The sequence below is a fragment of the Terricaulis silvestris genome (assembly GCF_009792355.1).
GTDB classification, from domain to species: Bacteria; Pseudomonadota; Alphaproteobacteria; order Caulobacterales; family Aquidulcibacteraceae; genus Vitreimonas; species Vitreimonas silvestris.
The window spans coordinates 730,653-754,128 of record NZ_CP047045.1; the positions used below are offsets into that span (position 1 = coordinate 730,653).

Here is a 23,476-nt window from a genome sequence, read left to right on the forward strand (position 1 = left end):
ATGTTCAAACTGCCCCCGCTCCCGTTCGCCGCAGATGCGCTGGAGCCGGCGATGTCGCGCGACACGCTCAACACCCACCACGGCAAACACCACGCCGCCTACATCAAGAAAATGAACGCCGCCCTCGAAGGCCGCGGCGATGCTCCGGACACGCTCGAAGATGTGGTTCGTCTCGCCGTGCGCGAGAAAAATGCGAAGCTCTTCAACAATGCTGCGCAAGCCTGGAATCACGCCTTCTTCTGGGCGAGCTTGACGCCACAAACGCAATCCGGTCCGCAGGGCGAGCTGCTCGCCGCGATCGAGAAGATATTCACCTCCGTCGACAAATTTCGCGAGGAGGCAAAAATCAAAGGTGAGAACCACTTCGCCTCAGGTTGGCTCTGGCTCGTGGCAGACGCCACTGGCGCGGTGCAGCTGCAAGATCTGCACGACGCTCAAACCCCAATCGTCGATCCCAAGGTCACGCCGCTCCTGGTCTGCGATCTCTGGGAGCATGCCTACTATCTCGACTACAAAAACGAGCGCGGCAAATTCCTAGACGCCTTCCTCAGCAAGCTCGCGAACTGGCATTTCGCGGAAGCGCAGTATGACGCCGCCCGTAACGGTGGCGTGAACGCCTGGCGCTTTCCGTCCTGAAACGGAACCGGCGGTAAGGCCCGGCGTTTTCATTCCAAGTTCATTCTACGGAGGACGACGCAAATGCTGAGCTGGGCTCTTATCTTTTTCGTGGTCGCGATTATCGCGGCAGTTTTCGGCTTCGGCGGCATCGCCTCCGCTTCGGCCGGCATCGCTCAAATCCTGTTCTTTATCTTCCTCGTTCTGTTCGTGGTCTCCCTGATCATGGGCATGGCGCGGAGGGGCTAGCGAGCGGGTCGCGTCGCAGGGCCCTGGCCCAGCGTAGCGGCAGCCCCAGATAGGCGGCGCAACCGCCCATTCCGCGGCAGCAGTGCGCGCTAGGTTGGTGCGTGCGATCCGGAAACCGACATGCGAGCGCGTCCACTTCGGTGGGCGCGCTCTTGTGTTTTCGGGCTTTCGATCCTGCGAAATTGCATTACCGGAGGCGCATGGATAAGCGTATGGGAAAGCCCGAACGCTAGCCGAAGGACGATCCCCATGCGCGCGATCCAAAACTACATCAACGGCAAGTCCGCCGCCGCGAATGGCGGCCGCGCCGGCCGCGTCTACAACCCCAACACCGGGTCGCAGCAGGCCGAAGTCGCGTTCTCCGCCGCGCGCGATGTCGATGCTGCCGTAGCCGCCGCCGTCGCCGCTTTCCCCGCCTGGGCCGCCACCAACCCGCAGCGCCGCGCGCGCGTCATGTTCGCGTTCAAGCAGCTTGTCGAAAAAAACATGGACGAGCTCGCACATCTGCTCTCGTCCGAGCACGGCAAGGTTATCGCGGACTCCAAGGGCGACATTCAACGCGGCCTTGAAGTGATCGAGTTCGCCTGCGGCATCCCGCACGCGCTGAAGGGCGAATACACCGAAGGCGCCGGACCCGGCATCGATGTCTATTCGATGCGTCAGCCGCTCGGTGTCTGCGCCGGCATCACGCCGTTCAACTTCCCCGCCATGATCCCGATGTGGATGTTCGGCGTCGCCATCGCCACCGGCAACACCTTCATCCTGAAGCCGTCCGAGAAGGACCCGTCCGTCCCGGTTCGCCTCGCCGAGCTGATGATGGAAGCCGGCGCGCCTGTGGGCGTCTTGAACGTCGTACACGGCGACAAGGAAGCGGTCGACGCCATCATCGCCCATCCAGACATCAAGGCGATCAGCTTCGTCGGCTCGTCCGACATCGCCCACTACATCTACAGCCACGGCACCGCGAACCATAAGCGCGTGCAAGCCATGGGCGGCGCCAAGAACCACGGCATCATCATGCCCGACGCCGACATGGACCAGGCCGTGAAGGATCTCGTCGGCGCCGCCTACGGCTCCGCCGGCGAACGCTGCATGGCGCTGCCTGTCGTCGTGCCGGTCGGCAAACAAACGGCGGACGAATTGCGCGAACGCCTGCTGCCGGAAATCGAAAAGCTCAAAGTCGGCATCTCAACCGACGCCGACGCCCAATACGGCCCCGTCGTCAGCTCCGCGCACAAACAGAAAGTCGAAGACTACATCGCCCTCGGCGCCAAAGAGGGCGCGGAACTCGTCCGCGACGGCCGTAACTTCACGCTGCAAGGTTACGAAGAAGGCTTCTTCATCGGCCCGACATTATTCGACAACGTCAAAACAGACATGCGCACATATCAGGAAGAAATCTTTGGCCCGGTGCTGCAGATCGTGCGCGCTGAAAGCTTCGAGGAAGCGCTCGCGCTGCCGAGCCAGCACCAATACGGCAACGGCGTCGCCATCTTCACCCGCAACGGCCGCGCCGCGCGCGAGTTCGCGAGCCGCGTCAACGTCGGCATGGTCGGCATCAACGTCCCGATCCCGGTGCCGGTCGCCTATCACACCTTCGGCGGCTGGAAGCGCAGCGCCTTCGGCGACACCAACCAACACGGCATGGAAGGCGTGAAGTTCTTCACCAAAGTGAAGACCATCACCGCCCGCTGGCCCGAAGGCATGACGGACGATTCAAGCTTCGTCATTCCGACGATGCGGTGATGTTCATTGCCGCAGTTCTGACTATCAGCGCACTGATCGCAGCGAGTCCACCGACGGTCTTTGCATTGCTGATTCGGGCGCCCCGTCTTGCTGCGGCAGTGGCGGCCGTCGGTATCGCGGCGCCTGTGCTGTTCATGATCTGGATTCCGGTCGGGGTCGAAGGAGACTTCTATACGCACCTCGGCGCGTTTTTGATGGGCATGCCAACGCTGGTTGCCGTCACGTGTCTTTTCCTTTGCGCGATTGTTTGGTTCGCTTGGTGGCTTAGGAAACGGAACGCCAACACCAGAGATCATGGTTAAGTTACGCGCAATGATTGAGCGGAAAGGGTCTCTTGTTAGAAAACCTTGGTCTCGACAAGGTCACGCAACTCGGTAACCCACGCGTTTGGAAAGAAGCCGCTGCGGCGTTACCGGAGAGCCGTATCTGACATGACTGACGTCCTCACCTCAGCCGCCAACGGCCTCGCGCACATCACGCTGAACCGCCCGCACGCGCTGCACGCGCTCAACACGCACATGTGCGCAAACATGACTCAAGCACTGCTCGCCTGGCGCGATGATCCGAGCGTCCACGCCATCCTGCTCGATCACGCCCCCGGCACGCGCGGCTTTTGCGCCGGCGGCGACATTCGCATGATCGCCGAAAGCGGGGCAGGCGACGGCAATGAAGCGCGCGCGTTCTTCTTCACCGAGTATCGCCTCAACCATCTGCTCTTCCACTACCCAAAGCCGGTCGTCGCGCTGATCGACGGCGTCACCATGGGCGGCGGCGTTGGCATCTCGATGCCCGCGCGCTTTCGCATCGCCACCGAGAACACGACCTACGCCATGCCTGAAACCGGCATCGGCCTTTTCCCCGATGTCGGCGGCGGCTGGTACCTGCCACGCAAGCCCGGCCAGATTGGCATGTGGCTCGCCCTTACCGGCGCGCGCTTGAAAGCCGCCGATTGCCTCGTCGCCGGCATCGCCACGCACTTCATGCCGACTGAAATCCTCTCCGCCGCCCGCGCCCAAATCGCCGGCGCAGCGCAAACGCACAATGCTGAGAGCGCACTTGCCAGCGGCCTCGATGCGCTCAGCGAATCCGCCGGCAAGCCCAAAGAGCTGACTCCGGAAAACATCGAACGCATCAACCGGATTTTCGCGCTCAACAGCGTCGAACAAATCTTCGCCGCGCTTGAGGCCGATTCCAGCGATTGGGCCAAAGCCCAACTCGCCACGCTCCGCACCAAATCGCCACAAACCCTGAAAGTCAGCTTCCGCCAACTCCGCGAAGGCGCCGCCATGCCAAGCTTCGCCGACGAAATGCGCAGCGAATACCGCATCGCCTCGCGCGTCTGCGCTCGTCACGACTTCCAGGAAGGGGTCCGCGCCTTGATCGTCGATAAGGACAACAAGCCAGTCTGGGATCCCGCCGGCCTCGATGGCGTTACTGCCGCCATGCTCGACGAAATCTTCGCGCCCCTGCCGCCCACCGAAGAATGGTCGTCGCTTTGAGTCATTCCAGACACGCGGAGCGTGATCTGGAATCCAGGGCCAACGACTAAGCGATTGCCCTGGATTCCAGATCGGCCTCCGGCCGTCTGGAATGACTGGAATAGGGGGATAGATTGCACCCTATCCCACACTCGCCGCGGACCCATGCAGGTTGGAGCGCGGGCCTCCGGCCCGCATTGGCGCTTTAATCTCAAGCACATGCGCTACGTGCGCGCCGGAGGCGCGCGCTCCAACCTGCCGACGATTGCGAAATCTATCCGACCGAATTGACTCTCCGCGTACACTGCCCTCCGTCCGCACACGGGAGATTTCGAAGAGCTCCGAAACTTTGGAATGTGTTGGACCGGATACGGCGCGGTGATCGTCGCAGTGGTGAAGCTAAGGCGCGAAGCCACTGAGCAAGTCCCCAACCTGAGGAACGCGAGAAGGCCCGCAAGGGTACGCCGCCTCCTTCAGCGCAAGGACGAAACGAACGATGGTCAGCTCTGCTCGCGAAAACCGCGGGGTCCGGATGCAACGGAAGCATCTGCGCGCAGCACCGGCTCGTGGCTACGGCGCTAAGGCGACCAGGCGGCTCAGCGGCCTGGATACGTCGACAGCAACGCCCTCGGCCAATCCGGGAAAACCGTTTCCGAACGGGGCGCGTGCAACGCGCAGTTCCTCCGAAGCCGCAAGGCGAAGGAGGCCCTAGAGACTACCTCAGCGCGGATCGCGCGCCCCGACTCCCTTCGCGTTCGCGACACAAGGTTGACGCACGCCTCAAGCAAACGTGAGTGGATTGCGCCGCTACGCGTGATCAGTGTCGGGCCAGGGGAGACGCACCATGAACCGCCGCTTCGTCTTGGTCACAGCGATCGTAAGCGCCGCGTCACCCGTCGCCGCCGCCGAACTCCGCTACACCGCAACACTCGCCGGCGCGCAGTACCCGACCGAAACCGGCTCCGCGGCGACTGGCACAGCAACGCTCACCGTCGACACCGAAACCCAAACCATCGACGCGCAGATCGTCATCACCGGCCTCAAGTTCGACGATCTCGCCCAACACCTCGCTCACAGCCGCATGGGCCCGATGCATCTGCATCGCTACCAAGGCGAAGACGTCACCTTGATCGCGCCGTTCCCGTTCGGCGAAAGCTACGTCGAAACCGCCGACGGCTTCACGGTCACGGTCACCGATTTCCCGTACGCCGAAGCCGCCGAACGCACGCGCTCGAGCCTGAGCTTCGATCAGTTCATCGCGGCGCTCGCCAACGACCCGATCTACCTCAACCTCCACACCGAAGCCTTCGGCGACGGCGAGATCAGCGGGCGCGTTGTCTCGGCCGACTAGCGGCGAATATGGACCGCCGGCGCCCTCGCCGGCATGGTTGGTTTGGTCTAATTGAACGCTAGAACATGCGCCATTGGCGCAGGCCGGCGAGGCGCCGGCGGTCCATATTGAGGAGCATCCCATGACCCGCGTCGCATTCATTGGCCTCGGCAACATGGGCTCCGGCATGGCTGCCAACCAAGCCAAGGCAGGCCGCGAAGTGTTCGCCTTCGATCTCTCCGCCGACGCGATGGCGCGCGCCAAGGAACAAGGCATGACGCCCGCCGCGTCCGCCGCTGATGCCGTGAAGGACGCCGACATCGTCATCACCATGCTCCCCGCCGGGAGCCACGTGCGCGACGTCTACATGAGCACCATCCTGCCCAACGCGCCGAAAGACGCGCTGCTGATCGATTGCTCCACCATCGACGTGGACAGCGCCCGCACCGTCGCGCGCGACGCTTCGATGCAAGGCTTCCGCGCCGCCGACGCGCCCGTATCCGGCGGCACCGCTGCGGCGACGGGCGGCACGCTCACTTTCATGGTCGGCTGCCGCGAACAGGATTTCGCCGAGATCGAAGACGCGCTGAAGCCGATGTCGAAGGCCACCATCCACGCCGGCGACAGTGGCGCAGGGCAGGCGGCCAAGATCTGCAACAACATGCTGCTCGGCATTTCCATGATCGGCGTCAGCGAAGCGTTCGCCTTGGCGGAGGGTCTGGGCCTCGATCCGCAGAAATTCTTCGACATCGCCTCGAAAGCCAGCGGCCAGTGCTGGTCGCTGACATCGTACTGCCCGTGGCCCGGCCCGGTGCCAGCGGCGCCCTCCAACCGCGACTACGAAGGCGGCTTCGCCGCCGCCATGATGCTAAAAGATCTAAGACTCGCGCAGGAAGCCGCCGACATCTCCGGCGCCCCCACCCCCCTCGGCAGCGCGGCGGAAGCGCTCTACAGCGAACTCGTCGATCGCGGCCACCCCAACAAGGATTTCTCCGCCATCCTGCAAATGCTACGCGGCCGGCTCTAGTCCGTGAACAGCTGCTCGATCGCCGCCAGCAAATCGCGCGGCGCGACGGGCTTTACCAGCACGGCATCGGCGCCAGCCGCGCGCGCTGCGTCTCTGGTTCGCGCGTCGGCACGGCCCGTGATCATGATGACGCGCGTAACCAAATAGTCCGCACGCACGCGCTCCGTGAGCGCCACGCCGTCCATCTCCGGTATCGTCATGTCCGCCAGCAGCAGATCCGCGCGCCGTTCCTGAAGCGCCGCGAGCGCTTCTGCGCCGCTCTTCACGTCGCGCACGTCGCCGACGCCCGCGCGTTCAAGCACCTTGCGTAGCAGAGCGCGCATCGGCTCGTGGTCATCCGCGATGAGAACGCTGAGCGCCGCTGTCATGGCGCAACGCTAGTTCGCTTCGCGCAAAAAGAAATGGCCGGAGCTTTCGCCCCGGCCATCGCATTCAGTTCTGGAGAACCGATTAGAACTGGAGGCGCACCGCCACGCCATACGTTGCTGGCGCGTTGGGATACACGACGTAGCTGTTCTGCAGCGGAGGCGAGAACGAGCCGACATAGTAGGTTTCGTCCAGGAGGTTCTGGCCCCAGAACTCGACAGCCCACCGCTCGTCCGGCGAACCCAAGGTGATGCGGCCGTTATAGAGCGCGAACGCGTCGTTGTCCGTGCGGCCAAGCGGATCGCGGCCCAGTGTTTGAGTGCGATGCTCGCTTACCCAGCGGCCATCCAAGTAGAACACTGCCTGCAGCGAACCACCGACCGGGACGGTATAGGAAACGCCGCCCGTCACTGACCATTCCGGCGCGAAACTGAGCGGATCGCCCGCGACGATGCTGTTCGGGTCTGCCGCGCACGGCGTGCCGCCCGGGCAGTTGGCCGCGAGTGTGAGCGGATTAAACGACTCGTCGCTATCGTAATACACGTCGTTGTAGGTGACGCCACCGGTCAGGAAGAGACCCTCGGTCGGCCGCGACGTGACTTCCAGCTCGACGCCCTGCGAAATCAGCTCAGACACGTTCTGCGTGATGAAGTTGAAGCCGTTGTAGGCGTTCAGCTGGTAGTCGTGGATCTGCTGGTAGAAACCAGACACGTTAAATGTAGTGCTTCCACCGAGGATCGTCGTCTTCAGCCCGATCTCGTACGCATCCGTGAATTCCGGATCGAACTGCGTCTGGTAAATGTTGAGTTGGGTTGGGTCGACGAGCGCCGGCGTCACGGCGAACCCTTGGCGATCCATATTGAACCCGCCGGCCTTATAGCCGCGCGAGTAGCCAGCATAGATCATGGCGTCCTCGTTGAGATCGTAGGCGAGCGATGTAGTGCCGCTCCATTCCTGCTCGTTTTGGTCGCCTTCCCATGTCCCGTTCGAGATCGGGTTGACGGCTGGGTTGCAGGCCAGGTTCATGAGCGGGTTAAGCGAGCTGACCTGCAGGGCCGCGACGATGCCTCCAGGCCCCGGAACAGCGGGGTCAGAGGCGACCTCGAGCGCTTGTAGAGCGTCACACGAACTGGACGTCGAGGACAAATCCGCCCGGATCTCCTTGTCCTCGTTGGTGAGGCGCGCGCCGATGGTCCAGGTGAGTCTCTCGCTAAGAGAAATCTCGTTGTGTGTGAACGCCGAGACGCTCGTCGTGTTGGTTTGCCAGCGGTCCCCTTGTTGGCCTTGGCCGTTCACGTTGCCCGCGAGATACGCGCCATTCAGAGGATTGAGGATGCCGCCGCCGCCGGACGCGCAATAGAAGAGTGAAGGGATCGGATCGCTGACGCCGTCGACATCGCCTGCAGTCGAATCATAGAGTTCGCAACCGTTCGGCGCGAAAGCAAATGCCGGGACCACGCCTGGGCCGGGATCGACGTCAGCGGTGGCGCCAATGGAGTTCAGGTTGACGTATGCCGTCGCGTGCGCGCCGACTTGAATGTTTGAAAGGTTCGTCGTTTCCTCGTCGGAATAGAAGAGACCCGCGAGCCAATTGACGCGTCCAAACTCGCCGTTAAAGCGGAGTTCCTGAGTGAGATTCTTCGCGCCCACGACATCGCCGTAGCGATAGGCGATGTCCGCAGAATGGAAGTCGATGTCCTGGTTGCGATTTTGCTCCCAATCCCGGTACGCGCTGATCGACGTCATCGAAACGCCGCCGAATTCCCAATCAAGCTGCGCCGAAATGCCGGCGTCCTCTGAGGCGTCGCCATAGTTGCGAGCGGGTCCACCGGGTTGGATCGGGAAGCTGCGCAGGCCGGTAACGCCGAAGCCGCCGCCGCCGCTTGGGAACGGCAAGAAAGTCGTGCCGAGTGGCAGGCCGGGAAGAGCCGGCGTCACGCTCATGAAGCGCTCTTCGACGTTGATCGCCGGAGAGCCCGTATTGCCGATAACCGCGCCGCTGATGCCAGCGACCGCCGCGTTCGTCGAGCCGTAGACCAATGGCGTTATACCGCAGCAAACCTCATTGCTTTCGCTTGCATCAACGATCACGCGAAGCGACGCCTCGGGAGAGATGTCCCAAAGGGCCTGGGCGCGCGCCGTCGATCGACTAACGTCGTTGATGTCGTCGCCGCTAATGATGTCGGTCACGTAGCCGTCGCGATCTCTCACGCTGCCATCGACGCGGAAGGCGAAAGTGTCGGTGAGGGGGATGTTGACCATCGCTCGCAGCGAGCCGCCCCCGAGGTCGTCGAGGCCGGCGTCGCCTTCAACCATCATGCCGGGCTCCCAGTCTGGGCCGGCCGTGATGACGCTCAGGGCGCCTGCGGAAGTGTTGCGGCCAAAGAGCGTGCCTTGCGGTCCGCGCAGCACTTCGACGCGCTCGAGCTCTGGAAGATCGGATAGGGCCGCGCCTGCGCGCGCCCGATAAACGCCGTCAATGAAGATGCCGACGGCTGCTTCGAAGCCGACGTTGTCGCCGCCCGTTCCGATGCCGCGTACGCGAGCCGTGGTGGACGCGAGCGATTGGCCGGTATCCATCGAGAATGAGGGCGCCAGTTGGGTGATGTCACGCAAGTCTTCAACGCCCGAGGCTTCCATCTGATCGCCAGACAGCGCCGTCACGGCGATCGGAACGTCTTGGATCGCAGCGCTACGACCCGTGGCCGTCACGACGATTTCGTCGGACACGCCGTCGTCGGCCTCTTGCGCGAAGGCCGGCGTCGCCGCCCCGATCGCTACCAACGACGCGCCTGCGCGCAGAATCCAACCCAATTTTGATTTGCTCTTCATCGCCGTCCTCCCAGTGCCCGGGCCGCCTTCTGTGGGCGACGGGGCAGACCATCGGCATGGTGGGCTGGCGAGCGGGTATTCCCCCCGCGCCCTACCTGTCCAAGTGCGCTATAGCAGGTGCGAGGCCCTGGCCTGTCAACGGCGTCGGCGACCATAACTTGACGTGCGCGTCATCGAGCCGAAGGCTGCGTCCGCCGCGCCACACTTCCGCCACGTCGGGTTTACGGGGCGGGCAATACTTCCCCCACGTCAATCATGAAAATTTCGCAGAAATCAGCTGCAAGCGTCATGTTTCATTTGCGGCTATAAGTGGCCCATGTCGTCAGCCGCGCTCGTTCTGTTCTCCGCCGGACAAGACTCAGTCACCTGCCTGGCCTGGGCACTCGACCGATTCTCACGAGTCGAAACGATCGGGTTTTTCTACGGGCAACGGCACGCCGTGGAGCTGGAACAGCGCCCGATCCTACGGGAGGAGATCCGCGCCGCTTGTGCGAGCGCGGGGCTCGAGGACGACCACGTCGTCGATATTTCCGGCTATGGCGCCATCGCCGAAAGCGCGCTGACCGCCGACCGCGCCATCGAAATGGCCGAGAGCGGCTTGCCGAGCACGTTCGTACCGGGCCGGAATTTGGTGTTCTTTAGCGTCGCCGCCGCGCTCGCTTACCGGCGCGGCATCGACGTGCTCGTCGGCGGCATGTGCGAGACCGACTATTCCGGCTACCCCGATTGCCGGCGCGAAACCATCGACGCCATGGCGGGCACACTCTCACTCGGCCTAGATCGGCCGATGACGATCGAAACGCCGCTGATGTATCTCACTAAGGCGCAAACCTGGGCGTTGGCGCACGATCTGGGCGGACATACTTTGGTCGATGCAATCATCGAGCACAGCCACACCTGCTATCGCGGCGACCGCGAACATCGCCACGCCTGGGGCTACGGTTGCGGCGCTTGTCCGGCGTGCGATTTGCGCGCGAAGGGCTGGAACGAATGGCGCGGGAGCGCCGCAGCGTGACGTACGCAGTCAAGGAGATGTTCTACACGCTGCAAGGCGAGGGCGCGCGCACGGGCCGTCCCTCCGTCTTCGTGCGCTTCGCCGGCTGCAATCTCTGGAGCGGCCGCGAGCAAGATCGCGCAACGGCAGTCTGCACATTCTGCGACACGGATTTCGTCGGCGTCGACGGCGATGGCGGCGGCAAGTTTGAAACAGCGGAAGCGCTTGCCCAAGCCGTTGCCGCGAAGTGGCCAGGCGGGCCGTCGCGCTACGTCGTTTGCACCGGGGGCGAGCCGCTGCTGCAGCTCGATTCCGCGCTGATCGACGCGCTCCATGCCGAGGGTTTCGAGATCGCCGTGGAGACCAACGGCACTATCGCCGCGCCGTCTGGCATCGACTGGATCTGCGTCAGTCCGAAGGCCGACGCGGCGCTCGCGCAACGCTCCGGCCACGAGTTGAAGCTGGTCTATCCGCAAGCCGACGCGTTGCCCGAGCGCTTCGCCGATCTCGCCTTCGAGACCTTCTTCCTGCAGCCCATGGACAGCCCATCGCGCGAAGAAAACACACGCGCAGCGATCGAATATTGTCTCGCACACCCGCCTTGGCGGTTGTGTCTGCAAACACACAAATTGCTCGGATTGCGCTGACCGGGGCCGGCGGTGCGCTAGGGCAGACAATGGCGAGAACGGGGATTCGGGGCCGACGCCCACCCTAGCGCTGCCGACCGCCGCACGCTTACGCGTGTGACGCAGTCATCGGCTAAAGCTGCAAGAATCGCGCGTCGCGAACGTTTGACGCCTGCAGCCAAGCGAGCATGACACTCGCCCGAATGCTGGCAATTCACGTTCCCGTTAAAGCATGGACTATGCGATCAATCGTCGTCTTCTTCGTCATCATCGCCCGGCGTCACCGCATCGACGACTGCGCCGCCAGCTCTCACTGTCGTTCCGACAACTGCGCCGGTTACGCCAACAGCCGCGCCGACAACAGCGCCTGTCGCACCCACAGCGGCGCCGACCAAACATGACGCCAACGGCAATACGAGTAGCAGGCTAGCCAGAGCCTTGAGCATGTGCGCGATCCCCGCCGAATAAGGCGGCGGAACTTTGCGCGCCAAGCTTACGTCGGGCAAGCACTGACAACAGTCACGCGCGCCAGCGCACGTCGTCAAGATCGATGGTGTCGAGCGCCGCGCTCTGCTGGTCGCTGTCGCGCCGGAAGGGGCCTGCATAATCCGCCGCCACGCCGCGGCGGCGATCCGGGCCCATGAATGAATCCGTCTTGATGAAGAGGCGCGTGTCGGTCAGCGCGCTCGTCATCCGGTCGAACAGCACCCTCGCGCTGATCGGCTTCTTCACGAACCCGCTGACGCCCGCATCGCGCGCCGCCGCCACCCGTGACGTCTTCGTGTGCGCGGTCAGCATCAGCAGCGGCACGTAAGGGTTCGGGCTCTTGGCGTCCCAGCGGACCATGCGGGTGAAGGCGAGCCCATCGATCGGCTGCATCATCCAGTCGACGATGACGAGATCGACCGGCCGGCAGCTCATAATTCCAAAAGCGTCGTATGCGTTTTCCGCTTCGCTGACGTCGGTTATGCCGCCGGCGCGCAACAAGCAGCGCAGCAGAAAGCGCATCTGCTTGTTGTCGTCGACCACCAGCACATGGATGTCGCCAATCGACGCCATCGAACTCCCGCCCCCGAGCACAGAGCCACCATCAACGCGCCGAACAGCAAACAGATAGTAAATTTCGACCGCGCGATCAGAATAACGCTCGCTACAGCAAGAAGACGACGCAGTCGTTGCTACCGGTTTACTGGGCGTCAGAAACGTGACGCCGCCTTCAACTCATGGGGCGTCCACGAGAACGATCTCGGTTTCGCCGCCGGCAGTCACGCGGATCTCCGCCTCATCGTGGATCGCTGCGCCATCGCGAGCGCCGAGTTCGACGCCATTCACCAACGCGGCGCCCTTGGCCACGGCAAGATAGGCGTGCCGTCCCTTTTTGATCGGATACGAAACGGTCTGGCCCGGCTCGAGCGTCGCCGCCAGCACGCGCGCATCCTGCCGGATCGGCAATGCGCCGGCGGCTTGATCGCTCTCGAAGCCGGACGCCAGCGTCACCAGTGCGCCTGCCCGATCCGCCTTGGGAAATTTCGCTGCACCCCAAAACGGTTCGCCGCCGCGCTCCTTGGGCAAAATCCAAATCTGGTAGAGCGTCGTCTCGCCGTCTTCGAGATTGTACTCCGCGTGCGTAACGCCCGCGCCCGCGCTCATCACCTGCACGTCGCCGGCTTCGGTGCGGCCTCGATTGCCCATGCTGTCTTGGTGCGTGATCGCGCCGGTGCGCACGTAGGTAATGATCTCCATGTCCGAGTGCGGATGCGGTGGAAAGCCGGTCTTCGGCTGGATGGTGTCGTCATTCCAAACGCGCAGCGCCTCGCCCCACTGCATTCGTGCGGGATCGCGGTAGCCGGAAAACGAGAAGTGATAGCGCGCCGCCAACCAGTCGGCGTCGAATTTTCCCAAGCTATCGAACGGACGTTTTTCGATCATGCCAGACCTCTTCGTGGTCCAATGTGGCGCCTCAGAGTCTGACGGCAAGGCACAAGCTTGAGACCCATGCCATCGGCAAAAGCTTGACGCGGGCGCCCAAGCCGAGTGGATAGACGGCAAGGGAGGCCCAAATGAAGTCCAAACTGATCATCGCGTGCGCCGCGCTCGCGCTTGCAGCATGCGGCCAATCGACAGCGCCGACAGAAGAAGCGCCTGCCGCGCCACAAAGTCTGATGGAGCAGGTGCAGGCGATGTCGGGTGAAAACCAGCTGGTGGCCGGATATTCGGCGCTCGTCGCCTATCAGCAAGCGCATCCGGAAGCGCAGCCGCCATGCACGTCGCCGCGCGGCACCGAGTCACGCGGAATCGTCCCCGCCGATGTCGCGCCGGATAGCGTCTACGCGGCGCACGTTGGTTCGCTCGTGCTGTCTGTGCAGTGCGGCGTTCTGATCAGCCGCGCGCAATTCGATCCGCGCGAGCATTGGCTCGTCGTTTACGCGCCGGCCGCCACGGAAGTCGCTGTCGTGAACTGCGCGGGACCGAATGGCGGCGACGTTTGCCCGGCGCCAATCCCGCGCGCCGCGGCGCCAGCCGCGCCCGCGACGCCTTAGTTCGTCCGCCGGAAGCGCAGCAGATCGGCGCCGCTTCCGGAGAGGACCAGCTCATTGCCCTCAATCCGCACGTGATCCGTGCGATTGAGGGCGTCGGTGTAGGTGCGCTCTGTCGTCATCTGCGGCGCGGGACACATCATGCGGGTGAGGCCGATATCGCCGAAGCTCAGCTGATCACCAGTGCGCTCAATCGATGAGAACCAGCGATTGCAGCCCGCAAAGCCCGAAGCGCCTTGATCGGTGAAATCGATCGTGGGCGAGGGCTGTGCATCCGTGATTAACGCCCATTCGCTGCCGGTGAGCTCGACTGCCGTGTCCGGCGCGGTGGCGCATGCGCCAAGCATCGCCAAGGCCGCAACTAAAATCGCAACACGCATCGCAAGCTCCTCAGAACGACTATTCGACGTTAAACTCAGCGATCACCTGTTGGTTCTCGTCCAACAGCACCAGCGCGTCTTGATCGTAGTGCGCATATCGCGTCGCTTGGATCACCGCGAGAAAGCTACGCTCGGTATCGATCTGGACGCCCGCTCCGTCACATGCGCGACGGGTCGTGCCAACGTTGCCGAAGCGCAGCGCTTCGCCGTCATGAGTCACGGACGCAAACCAATTGTTGCAGCCAGTGTATCCCGACGCACGGTCCGTGCTGAACGCCATCGTCGCGCCGTGCGGGTTGGCATTGGTGTCATCGACGCGCCGCCAACTCGTGCCAGCGAGATAGCTCGCCGGCGCATTCGGCGCGGAATCAGACGTTTGCGCGCAAGCGGTGAGCATCAAAGCGAGCAGGCAAGCGGCAAGTGCGCGCATCGTCATCATCCTCAAACCGGATCGTATGGAAACACCGAAGCCGACGCGCCGACGTCAGTGTAGCTCGCCTTCATCGCCGGCAGCGCTTGCTCGATCAGGCTCTCTGGCGTCCAGCCCTCAAGCCGCGCCATCGCCCGCACTGGCCGCGGCTGGTTGAACAGGAACACTTCGTTGCCGCGCACCGCGAAGATCTGTCCCGTTGTGTCCTTCGCGCCATCCGCGCACAGCGCGACAGCCAATTGCGCCACCTGATCGGCCCGCATGCCGTTCTTCATCCGCTCGACACGCGCAGCGCTCGCCTCATCCTTCACCGGGATCGAGGCAATCATCCGCGTCCACGCGAACGGCGCAATAATGTTGGATCGCACATTCTTCTGCAGTCCTTCCATCGCCACAATGCGCGACAGTCCCATCACGCCCAACTTCGCAGCCGCGTAGTTCGCTTGCCCGATATTGCCGATCAGTCCGGATGTGGACGTGAACAGCACGTACGAACCGCTCTGCTGCTCACGGAAATGCTCGATCGACGCGCGCGTCACGTTAAACGCGCCATGCAGGTGCACATCGATCACTGCCTTCCAGTCAGCCGGATCCATTTTGTGAAACATGCCGTCGCGCAATATGCCGGCTGGATTGATGATCGCGTGCAGCCCGCCGAATGCCTTCTTCGCCTGCTCGCACATCGCCGCGACCGCGTCGTACTCGCTCACGCTATCGCTGTTCGAGATCGCCTTGCCACCCGCGTCACGAATGAGCTTGGCGACATCCTCGGCCGGCCCGCTTGAGCCTGCATCTTCGCCCTTCAGCCCACCGCCAAGATCGTTCACCAGCACGCTCGCGCCTTCGCGGCCCGCCAACAGCGCGCACTCGCGGCCGATGCCGTTGCCGCCGCCCGTTACAATCACGACCTTGCCGTCGAGCACGCCCATCAGCTTTTCTCCACTTCTCGTGCGAGGTTTACCGCGTTTTGCGCCTGCGGTGGAAGCGTGGAAGGCTCAAACCCGTCCGCCTTCGCCAAGTCTGGAAACAATTTGATCCAGCCGAGTGAGGCTGCGACCGCGCCCACGCCGCCGATCGTCACCGCCAGCACCGGCCCAAATATCCGCGCCATCAAGCCCGCTTCGAAATCGCCGAACTCATTCGACGCGGAGATAAAGACGAAGCTCACCGCAGAAACCCGCCCGCGCATCGCATCGGGCGTCGCAAGCTGGATTAAGCTCGATCGTACGTAAACGGAGATCATGTCCACGCCGCCGGCGATCGCGAGCGCGCCAGCCGTCAGCCACAAATTCTGTGACAGCCCAAACACAATCGTCGCCAGTCCGAACACGACGGTTGATCCAAACATCCAGGCGCCGACGCGCTGCCGCAGCGGTTTCATCGCAAGAAACAACGCAACTGATGCGGCGCCCACGCCCATCGCGGAGCGTAGAATCCCAAGCTCGCTCGGCCCCGCGTGGAGGATGTCGCGCGCGAACACCGGCAGCAGCGCCACCGCGCCTGCGAGCAGCACCACAACGAGATCGAGGGAAATCGCGCCGAGCACGATCTTGTTGCCCCACACATAGCGGAGCCCCTCCATGATCATCCCAATCGTGCGCGCGTCTTTCACCGGCTCTTGCGCCGGTGGCCGCAGCAAGAAGAGGAGAGCCGCGCCAATGACCAGCAATACGAACGCGGTGGCATAGGGCACAGGCGCGCCGAGCCCATACAGCAGCCCGCCAATCGCCGGCCCTACGATCAAAGCGGACTGAAATGCGAGCGAGCTCCAAGCAATGCCTTGAGGCAACTCATCGCGCGGCAACAACATCGGCAGCAGCGCGCTGGCAGCTGGCGGCAAGAACGCGTTGATGATGCCAGCCGTGACCGCCGCTGCGAACACGGCGGGGATCACAATGTCCGGTCCCATGTTCGCGACGCTGGTTAGGCCAAGCAGGATCACGGCCTTTGCGAGAATGCAGGCAGTGAGAATGAGCCGCCGGTTGTACCGATCCGCCGCTTGCCCGCCGAACAACGACAGCACCAGCAGCGGCAGAAACTGCGCAAGACCGACCAAGCCCAGCACGAACGCCGCTTCCGCAACGCTTTGCCCATGTTCGCGCGCCGCGTCATAGACCTGCCATCCCATCGCGGTGGCTTGAATCTGGATCGCCAGCGTCGCGCACCACCGCGCCACCCAGAATTGGGCGAACTGGCGATGACGAAAGATGCCGAGGGAGGGGACGCGCAGAGCTGGCAAGCCGCGCGGGTATGCGCTCAACGCCAAGCGCAGGCAACATGACACCGGCGCGATTGACGCAAGGGGCGACCGCGCTTAAGCGCGGCGCCTCCATGGCTCACACCTTCGCCACCGAAAAACCGGAACACGCCGTCGCCATCGAGCGCGTGCTCGATCGCGCCTTCGGTCCCGGCCGTCACGCCAAGACCAGCGAACGCGTGCGCGAACGCGGCGCGGTGTGGGAGCCCGCGCTTTCTCGCGTGGCGCTCAACGACGCCGGCGAAGTGATCGGCGTCTGCCGCATCTACCGCGTCGAAGCCGGCGCGCCGCTCTTCTTCCTCGGACCTCTTGCAGTCGATCCCACCGCACAGCAAGCAGGGCTAGGCCTCGCGCTCGTGCGCGAATGCATCACGGCCTGTCGCGCGGCTGGCGGCCTCGGCATCATCCTCATCGGCGCCGAACGCTTCTTTCGTCCCGCCGGCTTCACCATCGTGCCGAAAGATCGCGTCGCGCTGCCGGGACCAGTGGATGGCGCGCGTGTTCTCTGGCTCGAGCTGCGTCCCGGCGGTTTGGACAAAGCACAAGGCGCATTGACTGCGCCGCACTGACGTCAGCGGAAAACGAAAGTCACCCGCACGCGGTCCGTCACGTAGGGCGGCGGTGCAATAGGAACGGCGAATTCGTGCGTCTGAACAGACTTGGGCATCAAGCCTTCCTGAATCAGAAGATCGCGGACTACGGCAATTTGCGATGAATTATGTCCAGCGACGAAGACGGTAAGAACGTTGCAGTTCCTTGCCGCGTCGATGTTGGCGTCAAACGATGATGGCGTCGTGCCACGAGGTGCATCTTGCCCGGGTTCGAACTCGACATAGAATTCTTGAGTCGAACAAGATGGCGGCGGCGGCGCGTGGCCGAACGTACGCCGCATATAGTCCGCTGTTGTGTTCTGTGCGAAGCACGGAGCTGTTCCGAGAACTAGACCCGCGCAGATGAGCAAGATTTGAATCGAGACTCGCATCAAATCGACTCCCGCCGCCACCCCAGCATCAGCAGCGTAATCCCAAGCAGCGCCCAAGCCCAACCCGGCCCCAGCGGCGTCGCTTGCGCCGCACGCACGACATACGCGCCGTTGCGCTCAATCCCGATCCAGTCATTGCCACGCGCATTCGCGCCGCGATCGATGCGGCGCACCTCGGGTAAGCGCCGCCCATCCTCACCTGTCATGAACACGCTGCCGCCGGTGGCGTTCGCGAACGGCCGCAAAATCTCCGGGTTTGCCGCCAGCGCCGCTGCTTCGCGCGGATTGAGCGGGCCGACTGCCGCGTACGCGCGCAAGTTTCCGCTGCGCGCTTCGTACAAACCTTGTTCCGCAGCCGGCGCCTCGCCGCGATACAAGCCCGGGGCAGCTTCGCCCAACGCTGCGCTGCTGCGCGCACCGGACGGCGCGATGATCTCCACCGCACCCGGCGCCGCGCCCAACGTGCTGCGCTCGATCTCCAACCCGCGCGGCCCCGCATCGATCGTCAGCCGCTCATCCTCCAGCTCGGGCTCCTGCATCAGCCAGTGCGCCAGCCGCCGCAGCAACTCACCGTGCGGCCCGCCGCCATCATACCCACGCGCCCACAGCCAAGGCTGATCCGACCACAATTGCGCAACGCGCCCCTCACCCGCGCGATCCAGCACAAGCAGCGGCCGCCCATCCGCGCCCGCGAGCACAGTCTGTCCACCGTTCGCGGTCGCATCGATCTGCCGCGTCCAACGTCCCCAACGCTCCGGCGCCGGCAATCCGCGCACAACAGGATGGCGCAAACCCAACGCCGTCGGCGCCGGCCGGTACGGTCTTGAGATCACTTGCCCCGTCGGCTGCGACGGCAAGATGCCCGCCAACGACGTGCGATAAAGCCCGTCTAATCCGGCTTCCGCTTCGCCCGCCGTGATCAACAGTGCGCCGCCTTGCTCGATCCGCCGCGCGATCGAGGAAAAATAATACGCTTGCAGAATTCCGCGCTGCGGCGCGCGGTCGAAGATGATGAGATCGAACTCATCCAAGCGCCGCTCAAACAATTCCTCCGTCGGGAAGGGGATCAGCGCCAACTCAGTGAGCGGCGTGAAGTCTTGCTTGTCCGGCGGCCGCAGGATCGAGAAGTGCACCACATCCACGGCTGGATCGGACTTCAGCAAATTGCGCCACACCCGCGCGCCCGCGTGCGGCTCGCCCGTGATCAGCAGAACGCGCAACCGATCCCGCACGCCATTCGCCGCGAACGCCGCGCGATTGTTGCTGAGCGTGATTTCCTGCGCGCCCGCCGCGGCTTCGACGATCACCATATTCCGCCCGCGATGCGGCAATTGCACGTTGACGCCAAACTCACGGTTCGCGCGCACCTCAGTCTGAGCCACGCGCTGACCATCAATGCTCACTGTCACTTGCACCGGCGCGTTGCCAGTCGCATCGATCACGCGCCCGGTGATCCGCATCGGCTCGTTGACGATGCCAAAGGTCGGCGCCGAGATCAGCTCCAGCCTCCGGTCGCCGCGATTGGGATCGCCTACGATCAAGATGTGCGCCGGCCCAAGCTCGCGCAAACGGTTCGGTTCAGGCGGCGGATCGGCCGCTTGCCCATCCGTCACCACCACGACGCCGCCGATCCGATCGCGCGCGACATCGCTCAGCGCATCCTCGATCACTGACGTGATCAGCGTGCCATCCGCGCCGCCACGCGCTTCGCGCACGCGCACGTCCAAGCCTTGTTCGCGCGACAGCCGCTCCGCCATCGCGTCGCCCGCCGCGCGCGCGGCCTCGCGCCGCCCCGCCAGCGCCAGGCTCTCGCTCTGATCGACAACCACTAGCGCCACATCGTCCGCCGGTTCGCGCGTTTCACGCACCCATTGCGGCTGCATCAAGCCGATGAACAGCAGCACAAAGCCGCCAATGCGTAGCCAAGGCGCCCCGCCGCGCCGCCACACGTAAACACCGAACGCGAGCGCCGCGATCACGCCAAGCGCGATCATCACGCTCCACGGCAGCGCCGGATCGAACCCGATGCGCGCGCCATCAATCATCGCCGCTCTTCGCCCATGCGTTCGAGCAGCGCGGGCACGTGCACTTGGTCGGCTTTGTAGTTCCCTGTCAGCGCCACCATCACCAGATTGACGCCGAACCGCAGCGATAGCTCACGCTGCCGGTCGCTGATGCTCGCCTGACCAGACCAAGCCGCCGCCCAATCACCATTGCCGACGAAGAGCGACGCAACGCCATCGCGCGAAGACGCCGCCGCGGCGCTTTCCGCCCAGAGCTGTGTTGATTGCGAGCGACCGGGAAACGAGCGCATCAAATAAAACGCGCGAGTCAGCACGTGCTCGGTTCCAACCAACTCCAGCGGCGGCACATCCACGCCAGACAACATCTGCGCCGCAGGCCGCCCGCCGCTCGCGCCAGCGTCGCGCGTGTCGACTAAGAGCAAGCCGCCAACCGCGAGGTAGCGATCCACATTCGCCAACGCCGCATCGGACATGCGTCGCGGCGAAGAGGGCGCCGGCCAGTACAAGAACGGATACGCCGCCAGATTGTCTCGTGCGAGATCGATGCCGACAGGGCGCCCCGGCTCAACGGATGTCCGTGTCGTCAAAATATCCGAAAGCGCCTGCAGCCCAGCTTCCGACGCACGGTCCAACCGCGCATCGCCCGTCTGCACATAGGCCAAGCGCAACGTCTGCGTCGGATCATCCATGTTCTGCGCGTGCGCATCGCCGCCAAACACGACGAGTAACGCCAACCCCGCCGCCATCGCCCGCGCAAACCGCGGCAGGCGCCCCAGCAAGAACAGCGCAATCAGTAAATCCGCCGCCAGCAACAACGCCGCCAACCCAAACAGCCATCCCGCCAACGGCCGCTGAATCGCCGCGTTCAAACCCTCGCGCTCGATCCCACTCGGCAGCACCAACGGCTCTAGCGTCTCCGCGGCTCGCGCCGCATCGATCGCCGCACTCACACCGGCGCGCTCGTACAGACCCGGCGGCGTCGCCGGCGAAGCAAACGCCGTCGCAAACGCCTCCGGCGCAATCGGCGCCGAATCTTGCGGCGCCGGCGAAAGCGACCCGTAGCCATCGAGCACGCGCGTCGCCACGTACGGCCCGCCGGTGATCTCGCGCTCACCCGCGCCGTCCGCACGCGCCGCGAACGCCAACGTCCGCCGCAACATCTCCACGAACAAACCCGAGAGCGGCACATCGGACCATTCCGGCCCAGCGCTAATATGAAACAGTACAATCAGCCCGCGCCCGTGCGCCTGCGCCGTCACCAGCGGCGAGTTGTCCGTCAACGTCGCCCACACCCGCGCTTCCTGCAGCGAGGCCGGCTCCGCCAACACTTGCCGCCGTACATTCACATCCGCCGGCGGCGCAATGCCTGCGTATGGTGAGTCAGCTGGAAACGTCGCGACTGCCAACGGCGTCTCCCAGGCGAGCGCGCTTCCCAACGTCCGCGAACCTGGCCGCAACCGCACCGGCACAAACTCGTCCGCATCATTCGCCAGCCGCGGTCCCGCGAACCGCACCAGCAAGCCGCCAGCATCGAGCCAGCGCTCCAGCGCCGCGCGATCCGTTGGCGCAATCCGGCTCGCATCGGGCAAGATCAGCGCCTGCGCCCGCGCGTCAATCAGTTGCGTGATCGAACCGCGCTGCAAGCTCGCATACGGCTGCAGCGCGCGATCGGCGTAGAACAATTCCGACAGCAGCGGCTGCCCCGCGCCACCCGGATCGACCAAGCCAACGAACGGCCGTCCCGCGCCCGCCGGTAACAACCGCACCGCGCCCGCGCCTTGCTCGCCAACAATTCGCACCCGCGCCGCCCGCGCCGCGATCTCCGGCGGCAGCTCAATCCGCGCCGACGTCGTCAGCGCGTCGCCACTAAAGCTAAACTCCGCAGCGCCAAGCGAGCGACCTTCCGCCGTCTCAGCCGCAATCGCGCCGACAGCAGAGCCATTGGTCGCCCGGCGCACCTCCGCCACCACGCCCTGCGGCGTCACCGAACCCGACACCAGCGCCCGCGCCGTCAACGCCGGCAGCCGCGCGACAACCCGCCCGCGCCGTTGCAACTCAGCGGCCAGAGCCTCAGCGCCAGCGTCGTTCAAACCATCGCTGATCCAAACGATGCGATCGAAATTGCCGCGCGTCTGCGCCAAGCGTTGCGCCGCGTTCGCGCGATCCGGCCGCCACGGTTGCGGTTCCAATCGTCCAATCCGCGCCTTCGCATCCGCCGCCGTCAGCGCCTCACCGGGATCGCGCGCCGGCGTATTCGGCGCCGTCAGCAGCATGAAAACCGGCGCGCGCGCTCGCTCTGCTTGCGTCACCGCCGCGATCGCCGCCGTGCGCACGTCGCTCCAGAACGGCGCCGAGGTCCAGCCATCGTCGATCACGATCAGCGTGCGCCCGCCTTGCGCGCTTTCCGCGGCACTCGGCGCCAAGCTTGGCCGTGCGAACGCCAGGATCAGCAGCGCCGCCGCCAGCATCCGGAACAAGACCAGCCACAACGGCGCGCGTTCGCGGCTCTGCTCCTCGGTGCGCAAGCCTTCAAGCAAACGCACCGGCGGAAACTGCTCGCGCGCCGGCGCCGGCGGCGTCGCGCGCATGATGAAGAAGAGCAGCGGCAACGCCAGCAGCGCAAACAACGCACCCGGCGCCGCAAACAGGAACGGCCCAAAGCTCAAGCGAACCGCTCCGCGACGAGCGCGATCAGCATCGCCAGCGCCGGCGATGCGCCATGGTCGGTGCGATGCAACAGGGCAGGGAAGCCAAACTCCGCGCCCAGCGCACGGATCGCGCGCCGATGCGTCTCCAGCCGCTCCGCGTACACCTCACGCGCCGCTTCCGCGCGGCCCAGCAACGTCTGGCGCCGCCCGCCCGGCTCCAGAAACAGCGTCCGCCCACGAAACGGAAAGTCTTCCTCCGCCGGATCGGCCACCATCACCAGCGCGCCCGCCGCGCCGACATCGGCGCACGCCGACAACCGATCGCGCCACATCTCAACCGGCGCGTAGAAGTCCGACAAAAAAATGATGCAGCTGCGCGGCGGCGGCTCCGCTTCCTTCACCGGCACGAGAAAGTCATGCGCCAGCCGATCCACCGCACGCGGCCCGGTGCGCGGCGCAACACCCATGGCCCCGATCCGCTCACCGCCACGCTGCAGCAATGTCGCCAACGCCAGCGCTATCGTTTGCGCGCGGCGGAGCTTCGTCGTCCGCGCCGGATCGCTGGTCCAGTTGAAGCCGCGCTCCGGATCGAGCCAGAACCACGCCGTCTGCGACGCTTCGCGCTCGCGCTCGCGCACGAAATAGCGATCACCACGCGCCGAGCGCCGCCAATCCACCAGCCGCGCGCCGTCCTCGGCGCGGTGATCGCGATATTGCCAGAACGCTTCGCCTTGCCCGCTGCGTCGCCGCCCGTGCACGCCCGGCGCACTCGCCGCCAGACGCTTCGCATCGAGCAGCACGCCCGGCAGATCGCCTGCGAGCGCAAGCGCGTCGAGGCGCGCGGCGTCAGACATAAGCGACTCCCCGCCCCCTTGCGGGGCGGGGTTGGGGGTGGGGGGCGATCAGACGCGCAGAAGCTTGTTGATAGCAGCGCGTTTGAACGCCCCCCCTCCCA

23 protein-coding genes are annotated in these 23,476 nt (G+C 64.6%); 11 read left to right on the plus strand and 12 right to left on the minus strand.

The window, feature by feature from the left end; translation table 11 throughout:
* The 7 genes from DSM104635_RS03375 (at window position 1) to mmsB (ending at window position 6,445) form a co-directional block, all read left to right on the plus strand.
* Complete coding sequence (locus DSM104635_RS03375; RefSeq protein WP_158764847.1) at window positions 1-636, plus strand: superoxide dismutase; 636 nt, start codon at window positions 1-3, stop codon at window positions 634-636.
* Window positions 637-699: 63 nt separating this feature from the next.
* Window positions 700-864, plus strand: a complete 165-nt coding sequence (locus tag DSM104635_RS03380) for a DUF1328 domain-containing protein (RefSeq protein ID WP_158764848.1) — start codon at window positions 700-702, stop codon at window positions 862-864.
* A 249-nt stretch (window positions 865-1,113) separates the two neighbouring features.
* A complete protein-coding gene (locus DSM104635_RS03385) occupies window positions 1,114-2,610 on the plus strand; it encodes a CoA-acylating methylmalonate-semialdehyde dehydrogenase (RefSeq protein ID WP_158764849.1) in 1,497 nt (498 codons plus the stop codon).
* The gene (locus tag DSM104635_RS03390; protein ID WP_158764850.1) at window positions 2,610-2,912 is read left to right on the plus strand and encodes a hypothetical protein; all 303 of its coding nucleotides are present in this window, start codon (window positions 2,610-2,612) and stop codon (window positions 2,910-2,912) included. Before DSM104635_RS03385 ends, DSM104635_RS03390 begins: the two co-directional genes overlap by 1 nt.
* 129 nt (window positions 2,913-3,041) lie before the next feature.
* Entirely contained in the window at window positions 3,042-4,109 is a 1,068-nt protein-coding gene (locus DSM104635_RS03395; protein ID WP_158764851.1) for an enoyl-CoA hydratase/isomerase family protein, read from the plus strand.
* Window positions 4,110-4,932: 823 nt separating this feature from the next.
* Window positions 4,933-5,439, plus strand: a complete 507-nt coding sequence (locus DSM104635_RS03400; protein WP_158764852.1) for a CHRD domain-containing protein — start codon at window positions 4,933-4,935, stop codon at window positions 5,437-5,439.
* A 106-nt stretch (window positions 5,440-5,545) separates the two neighbouring features.
* Window positions 5,546-6,445, plus strand: a complete 900-nt coding sequence (gene mmsB / locus DSM104635_RS03405; protein WP_267129078.1) for a 3-hydroxyisobutyrate dehydrogenase — start codon at window positions 5,546-5,548, stop codon at window positions 6,443-6,445.
* On the opposite strand, the gene DSM104635_RS03410 is transcribed toward mmsB, so the two are convergent.
* Both DSM104635_RS03410 and DSM104635_RS03415 read right to left on the minus strand, forming a co-directional pair.
* Window positions 6,442-6,813 (minus strand): response regulator, encoded by a 372-nt coding sequence (locus DSM104635_RS03410; RefSeq protein WP_158764854.1) that lies wholly within the window; start codon window positions 6,811-6,813, stop codon window positions 6,442-6,444. The genes mmsB and DSM104635_RS03410 overlap by 4 nt on opposite strands.
* An 82-nt stretch (window positions 6,814-6,895) precedes the next feature.
* Window positions 6,896-9,643 carry a TonB-dependent receptor gene (locus DSM104635_RS03415; protein WP_158764855.1) on the minus strand — a complete coding sequence of 916 codons (2,748 nt, stop codon included), beginning with the start codon at window positions 9,641-9,643 and terminating at the stop codon, window positions 6,896-6,898.
* Window positions 9,644-9,959: 316 nt separating this feature from the next.
* Between DSM104635_RS03415 and queC the strand changes: the two genes are divergently transcribed.
* The gene (gene queC, locus DSM104635_RS03420; protein WP_158764856.1) at window positions 9,960-10,658 is read left to right on the plus strand and encodes a 7-cyano-7-deazaguanine synthase QueC; all 699 of its coding nucleotides are present in this window, start codon (window positions 9,960-9,962) and stop codon (window positions 10,656-10,658) included.
* Window positions 10,655-11,284, plus strand: a complete 630-nt coding sequence (gene queE / locus DSM104635_RS03425; protein WP_158764857.1) for a 7-carboxy-7-deazaguanine synthase — start codon at window positions 10,655-10,657, stop codon at window positions 11,282-11,284. The genes queC and queE overlap by 4 nt, the downstream gene beginning before the upstream one ends.
* A gap of 224 nt (window positions 11,285-11,508) precedes the next feature.
* Here the strand turns inward: queE and DSM104635_RS03430 are convergent, their stop codons facing one another.
* The 3 genes from DSM104635_RS03430 to DSM104635_RS03440 all read right to left on the minus strand — a co-directional run bounded on the left by DSM104635_RS03430 (window position 11,509) and on the right by DSM104635_RS03440 (window position 13,192).
* Entirely contained in the window at window positions 11,509-11,709 is a 201-nt protein-coding gene (locus DSM104635_RS03430; protein ID WP_158764858.1) for a hypothetical protein, read from the minus strand.
* A gap of 73 nt (window positions 11,710-11,782) precedes the next feature.
* Complete coding sequence (locus DSM104635_RS03435; protein ID WP_158764859.1) at window positions 11,783-12,322, minus strand: response regulator; 540 nt, start codon at window positions 12,320-12,322, stop codon at window positions 11,783-11,785.
* A gap of 162 nt (window positions 12,323-12,484) precedes the next feature.
* Window positions 12,485-13,192 (minus strand): pirin family protein, encoded by a 708-nt coding sequence (locus DSM104635_RS03440; RefSeq protein ID WP_158764860.1) that lies wholly within the window; start codon window positions 13,190-13,192, stop codon window positions 12,485-12,487.
* A gap of 131 nt (window positions 13,193-13,323) precedes the next feature.
* Here DSM104635_RS03440 and DSM104635_RS03445 point away from each other — a divergent pair, with 131 nt between their 5' ends.
* A complete protein-coding gene (locus DSM104635_RS03445) occupies window positions 13,324-13,803 on the plus strand; it encodes a hypothetical protein (RefSeq protein WP_158764861.1) in 480 nt (159 codons plus the stop codon).
* Here DSM104635_RS03445 and DSM104635_RS03450 read toward each other — a convergent pair.
* Genes DSM104635_RS03450 through DSM104635_RS03465 form a run of 4 tightly spaced genes read right to left on the minus strand, consistent with a single transcriptional unit; the run spans window position 13,800 to window position 16,870 of the window.
* On the minus strand, window positions 13,800-14,180 hold the full coding sequence (locus tag DSM104635_RS03450) for an META domain-containing protein (RefSeq protein ID WP_158764862.1): 381 nt from the start codon (window positions 14,178-14,180) through the stop codon (window positions 13,800-13,802). The two genes, DSM104635_RS03445 and DSM104635_RS03450, sit on opposite strands and share 4 nt — an antisense overlap.
* A 19-nt stretch (window positions 14,181-14,199) precedes the next feature.
* A complete protein-coding gene (locus DSM104635_RS03455; RefSeq protein ID WP_158764863.1) occupies window positions 14,200-14,610 on the minus strand; it encodes an META domain-containing protein in 411 nt (136 codons plus the stop codon).
* Between the two features lie 11 nt (window positions 14,611-14,621).
* Window positions 14,622-15,539, minus strand: a complete 918-nt coding sequence (locus DSM104635_RS03460; RefSeq protein WP_158764864.1) for an SDR family NAD(P)-dependent oxidoreductase — start codon at window positions 15,537-15,539, stop codon at window positions 14,622-14,624.
* Complete coding sequence (locus DSM104635_RS03465) at window positions 15,539-16,870, minus strand: MFS transporter (RefSeq protein WP_228445826.1); 1,332 nt, start codon at window positions 16,868-16,870, stop codon at window positions 15,539-15,541. The genes DSM104635_RS03460 and DSM104635_RS03465 overlap by 1 nt, the downstream gene beginning before the upstream one ends.
* Window positions 16,871-16,941: 71 nt before the next feature.
* Between DSM104635_RS03465 and DSM104635_RS03470 the strand changes: the two genes are divergently transcribed.
* Window positions 16,942-17,436, plus strand: a complete 495-nt coding sequence (locus DSM104635_RS03470; RefSeq protein ID WP_158764865.1) for a GNAT family N-acetyltransferase — start codon at window positions 16,942-16,944, stop codon at window positions 17,434-17,436.
* A gap of 412 nt (window positions 17,437-17,848) precedes the next feature.
* On the opposite strand, the gene DSM104635_RS03475 is transcribed toward DSM104635_RS03470, so the two are convergent.
* The 3 genes from DSM104635_RS03475 to DSM104635_RS03485 are packed head-to-tail and all read right to left on the minus strand — an operon-like array spanning window position 17,849 to window position 23,375.
* Window positions 17,849-19,894, minus strand: coding sequence for a hypothetical protein (locus tag DSM104635_RS03475; protein WP_158764866.1), 2,046 nt, complete (start codon window positions 19,892-19,894; stop codon window positions 17,849-17,851).
* Window positions 19,891-22,539, minus strand: a complete 2,649-nt coding sequence (locus DSM104635_RS03480; RefSeq protein ID WP_158764867.1) for a DUF4159 domain-containing protein — start codon at window positions 22,537-22,539, stop codon at window positions 19,891-19,893. Before DSM104635_RS03480 ends, DSM104635_RS03475 begins: the two co-directional genes overlap by 4 nt.
* Window positions 22,536-23,375 (minus strand): DUF58 domain-containing protein, encoded by an 840-nt coding sequence (locus DSM104635_RS03485; RefSeq protein ID WP_158764868.1) that lies wholly within the window; start codon window positions 23,373-23,375, stop codon window positions 22,536-22,538. Before DSM104635_RS03485 ends, DSM104635_RS03480 begins: the two co-directional genes overlap by 4 nt.
* Between the last annotated feature and the right edge of the window lie 101 nt (window positions 23,376-23,476).